This window comes from Arthrobacter sp. B0316-1-20 (assembly GCF_059091865.1).
Genome location: NZ_JBNHHC010000146.1, coordinates 1 through 4,446, shown reverse-complemented (window position 1 = coordinate 4,446; position 4,446 = coordinate 1). Strand labels below are relative to the sequence as shown.

Sequence of the window (4,446 nt, the reverse complement as noted above, 5' to 3'; positions counted from 1 at the left end):
GCGGGCGTGCTCCACCTCGTCCTGGGTGTAGGTCTGGATGTCGCCGCCGATCACACAGTGCTGCTCAGGCGACTGGGTCAGCTTGCTCTTGGCCAGCGGGAAGTTCACCGCATCCGGCAGCGCGCCGGTGGGGGCGATGCCGCCGTGGCGCAGTTCCGGTGAGCCCTCCGGCAGGTGGTGGTAGAAGAACTGGGCGACGTTGTCCTCATCGACCGGCACCTGGTAGCCGCGGGGCTGGGTGACGAAGACGGTCATGTTGTCGAACGCCGGCAGTTCGTAGCGGCCCTGGCTGTCCGTGGTGGTGACATCGCGGCCGTTGGACACGGTCACGCCGGCCAGGCCGCGCTCGTTACTGTCCTGCACGGAGTCCTGGTCTGCGTCGACGAACGCGGTGCCGTCGATGACCTGCTGGTCCTCGTTGGGTCCTTCGACGACCTGGACATTTCCGCGGTAGGCCGTCGAGGCCCAGTCGGTGCCGGTTGCAGCAGCGGCGGGAGCGTTGCCGGGAGCGGCGGGAGCGGCGGGAGCAGCAGTGGCGGCGGGGGAAAGCAGCGCTCCGGCGGCGATGATGGCCAGGGTACTGGCGGTCAGGGCAACGGGGCGGGCAGAGCATCTCATGGACGGTCTGGTAATCGAGTGCACGAAGAACCTCCGGTCGAGTGATGTCGGCTGGCCCTTCCGGCCAGCCTCCGTCACTGTTCCAAAGCTGGGTAAACAGTTAACCACCAAAAGCCAACGGGGACTGGACGTGTTCGTAACAAGCTGGTCGCTACCAAAAGGCGATCCGCCGCCGTCGTACCTGTGGAAGCGGTGGTGGTCCCCGGCAGGCTGTGAAAGACTCGCAGGCAGGTGCCCAATCGGATTCAGAAGCAGCTTCGAAGGAGATTGTCATGACCGGCGATGCCACCACGTCCGCCATTACTGATCGTCCGTGGATGGACGGCTCGCGGTCCCCGCGGGAACGGGCCCAGTCGCTTGTTGCCGCCATGACGCTGGAGCAGAAGATCGCGCAGCTGCACGGCGCGATGGAGACCATCGACATCTACGGCCTCACGGCGAGCATGGGTGAGGCTACCGCGGAGGAGATGGAGCAGCTCGCCGCCCAGATCCGGGTGGAGCGTCATGTCACCGGCATCGAGGAGCTCGGGATCCCGCGGTTCCGCATCACCAACGGGCCCGTAGGTGTGGGCATGGGGGACGGCACGCCAAGCCCGCCGGCCACGGCGCTGCCGATGACGATCGGCCTGGCCGCCGGGTTCGACCCGTCGCTGGCGCATGAGTACGGCACGATCATCGGCCGGGAGACCGCCACGCTGGGGCAGCACGTCCTGGAGGGCCCCGGTGTCTGCCTGCACCGGCTCCCGACGGCGGGCCGGAACTTCGAGTACTTCTCCGAGGACCCCTATCTGAGCGGCGTGATGGGCGTGGAGGTGGCCAAGGCCATCCAGGAGCACGACGTCATTGCCATGGCCAAGCACTACGTGGTCAACGACCAGGAGTACGAGCGCTTCCGGGCCAACGTCGAGGTGGACGAGCGGACGCTGCGTGAGCTGTACCTGTTGCCGTTCGAGATGCTGGTCAAGGATGCGAAGATCGCCGCGGTCATGAGCGCGTACAACCGGGTCCGCGGGACCTATGCCACGGAGAACCGTTACCTGCTGCACACGATCCTGCGGGAGGAGTGGGGGTTCGAGGGGTACGTGCAGTCCGACTTCTGGTCCTGCCGCTCGGCCGCCCCGGCGATCAACGCCGGCCTGGACCACGAGATGCCGGACGCCAAGTGGCTCAACGAGGCCAACGTCAAGGCGGCGCTGTCCGACACGAGCCTGGAGATTGAGACGGTGGACCGCGCCCTGGTGCGCCGGTACACGCAGATGTTCCGCTTCGGTCAGTTCGAGCGGCCCTACGCTCCCGGGGAGATCGACGCAAAGGCCCACGGCGCGGTGTCGCGCCGGATCGGCCAGGAGATTGCCGTGCTGTTAAAGAACGACGGCGGCCTCCTCCCTCTGGATCCGAAGGTCACCAGCATTGCCGTCATCGGTCAGGCGACCTACGTGGACGAGGCCTGCCTGGGCGGAGGCGGCAGCTCGAAGGTCGACCCGCTCTATACTGTGCGGCCCATCGAAGGCATGCAGGACGTGCTGGACTCCCTGGGCTCCTCGGCCACCCTCACCAAGGTCACCGTCGCCAACGACCTGTCCAACCTGGACGAAGCCAAGGCTGCGGCGGCAGCTGCCGACGTCGTCGTCATCATGGCCGGGCTGGTGGCCACCGAGGGCGCCGACCAGCCGGATGCCAACATGCTGCACGACCAGAACCGGATGATCGCCGAGGTGGGGCCGGTCAACGCGAGGACCGTCGTCGTGCTCAAGGACGGCAACCCGATCCTCATGCCGTGGATCGATGCCGTCCCGGCCGTGCTGGAGACCTGGAACCAGGGGGCGGAGGACGGCCACGTGGTGGCGGACCTGCTCTTCGGCGTCGTCAATCCGTCCGGCAAGCTGCCCACCACCTACCCGCGAAGCTGGGAGGACACCCCCTTTGCCGGGCACCCCGAGCGCTACCCCGGCACCGACGAAGGCGCCGGCTATCCGGTAATCCGCTACAGCGAGGGCCTGCAGATGGGCTACCGCTGGTACCAGGCCCAGGGCATCGCGCCGCTGTTCCCGTTCGGGTACGGGCTGTCCTTCACCACCTTTGAGGTGTCCGACCTGGCCGTCAGTCCGGCGGAGACCGACGGGACGGCGCCGCTGACAGTGGAGTTCACCCTCGCCAACACGGGGCAGGTGGCCGGCGCGGAAGTGGCCCAGGTCTACCTGGGGTTCCCCGAGGCGGCGCACGAACCGCCGAAGCGCCTGGTCGGCTTCCGGAAGGTCCGGTTGGAGCCGGGTGCGTCGGAGCGGGTCAGCGTGGTCATCGACCCGGACGCGACCAACCACCCGCTGGCGGTGTGGTCGGACGGAGCCCACGGCTTCGTCGTGCTGCCGGGGGAGTACACGGTCTACGTGGGCACCTCGAGCGAGAATACGCCGCTGACGGCGGCGGTGACTATTCGGTAGGGCCGGTAACGGCGGTGCTCAAGGTGAGCGTCGCCGTTGCCAGGCGGGTCCGGCCACACGGGACCGCGGCACTGTAGAACGGCCGAGGGAAATAATCGCTGGTCCACCGGTGCCGTGGTTGGCGTCCGATGCTATGGCTGACGGTTCAGCAGGCCCTGCCGGGTGGCGGTGACGACTGCTTCGAGCTGGGAGTGCGCGCCGAGTTTGGCCAGGATGGATTTGGTGTAGCCGCGGCAGGTGCTGGTGGAAATGCCCAGGGTGTGGGCGTTGGTGCGCACATCGTGGCCGGCGGCCATCAGGCGCAGCACGTCCATTTCCCGCTGGGTTAGCGCTGCCGGCGGGCCCGCTTGCTGCCGGCGGGTCAGGCTGGCCAGCAGCGCCGGAGGGACGATCATGTTGTCGGGTGTGGCCTGGCGCAGGGTCTGCAGCAGGGTGGCCAGCGAGCCGTCCTTGGGCAGGAATGCGCAGATGCCCAGGGCGGCGGCTTGTTGGAGGACGTCGGTGGAGGGGTCGGCGGTGAGCATGATGATGCGTGTATCCGGTGCCTGGGCCAGGATCTGTTCGGCTGCGGCCAGACCGTCTCCGTCCGGCAGGTGGTAGTCCATCACCACCACCTCCGGCCGTGCCTGCTGGAACATGGCCACACCGGCCGCCGCGCTTGTGGCGTACCCGAGGCTGGCCAGGTCCGGTTCCCGCTCCAGGGCCCCGGTCAGCAGCTCAGCGAATGTCGTATGGTCCTCCACGACCAGCACGCTCGTGCACTGGCCAGGGCCGTCTATGGCCATGATGTTCCTCCTATGCGCCCCAACCCATCCCGCAGGGACTGTGCTGCTCGGTCGCGTGATGGGGTGCGGCCGGGAGTCTGGCGGTGAAGTGTACAGAGGGCCCTCAGCATGGACGGATCAGCTGACGACCGGCACTGCTTAGGCGCGGACGTTTGTGCTGCCTCTTTCCGGTTTCGGATCTAGCCAGAGTTCCGCGGGAGGGAGCCCGCAAGGCCCCGATCGAAGGAAATCGTCAACTTCAGCCTTCCGATGGAAGACTCAGCGCACACCGGACCATGATTCGGTGCGCGTAACCAACGGGATAACGAATTACCCTACGTAATTAATCTTAAGCCGCTGACGCGGTGAAGGATCTGCAATGATCCGAAATTGATGAAAGACATTATTCTCTAACGTTTTCCCAAGGGGAAATGACAAAATGCCTGCGGTTTACGGATCGGGAATGAATTAGCGCTGCATTTGCCGCTCATACTCCAACCGTCAACGGCTGCAGCGAGAAGATCCGCGAACCCGAAGGGGTGCCGATCGGCACTTCGAAAACCATGATTCGGAGAAGACCATGCAGAAGAAGACCAGACAGATTATCGGAACGGCGGCGAGCC

General features: G+C 66.2%; 3 protein-coding genes. 1 reads left to right on the top strand and 2 read right to left on the bottom strand.

Features of this window, described 5'->3' with window-relative positions:
• The coding region (locus tag AC5RW2_RS40685) for a metallophosphoesterase N-terminal domain-containing protein (protein ID WP_494075271.1) at window positions 1-618 on the bottom strand (618 nt) is incomplete at its 3' end.
• 272 nt (window positions 619-890) lie between these two features.
• Here AC5RW2_RS40685 and AC5RW2_RS40680 point away from each other — a divergent pair.
• Window positions 891-3,059: a beta-glucosidase family protein gene (locus AC5RW2_RS40680; RefSeq protein WP_494032780.1), complete on the top strand. Its 2,169-nt coding sequence runs from the start codon at window positions 891-893 to the stop codon at window positions 3,057-3,059.
• Between the two features lie 131 nt (window positions 3,060-3,190).
• On the opposite strand, the gene AC5RW2_RS40675 is transcribed toward AC5RW2_RS40680, so the two are convergent.
• Window positions 3,191-3,844 carry a response regulator gene (locus AC5RW2_RS40675; RefSeq protein ID WP_494032781.1) on the bottom strand — a complete coding sequence of 218 codons (654 nt, stop codon included), beginning with the start codon at window positions 3,842-3,844 and terminating at the stop codon, window positions 3,191-3,193.
• Window positions 3,845-4,446: the final 602 nt, after the last annotated feature.

What these genes read in the sequence shown, in the direction of transcription:
- AC5RW2_RS40680 (WP_494032780.1), top strand. Translation starts at nt 891, where the DNA reads ATGACCGGCGATGCCACCACGTCCGCCATTACTGATCGTCCGTGGATG.
- AC5RW2_RS40675 (WP_494032781.1), bottom strand. Translation starts at nt 3,844, where the DNA reads ATGGCCATAGACGGCCCTGGCCAGTGCACGAGCGTGCTGGTCGTGGAG.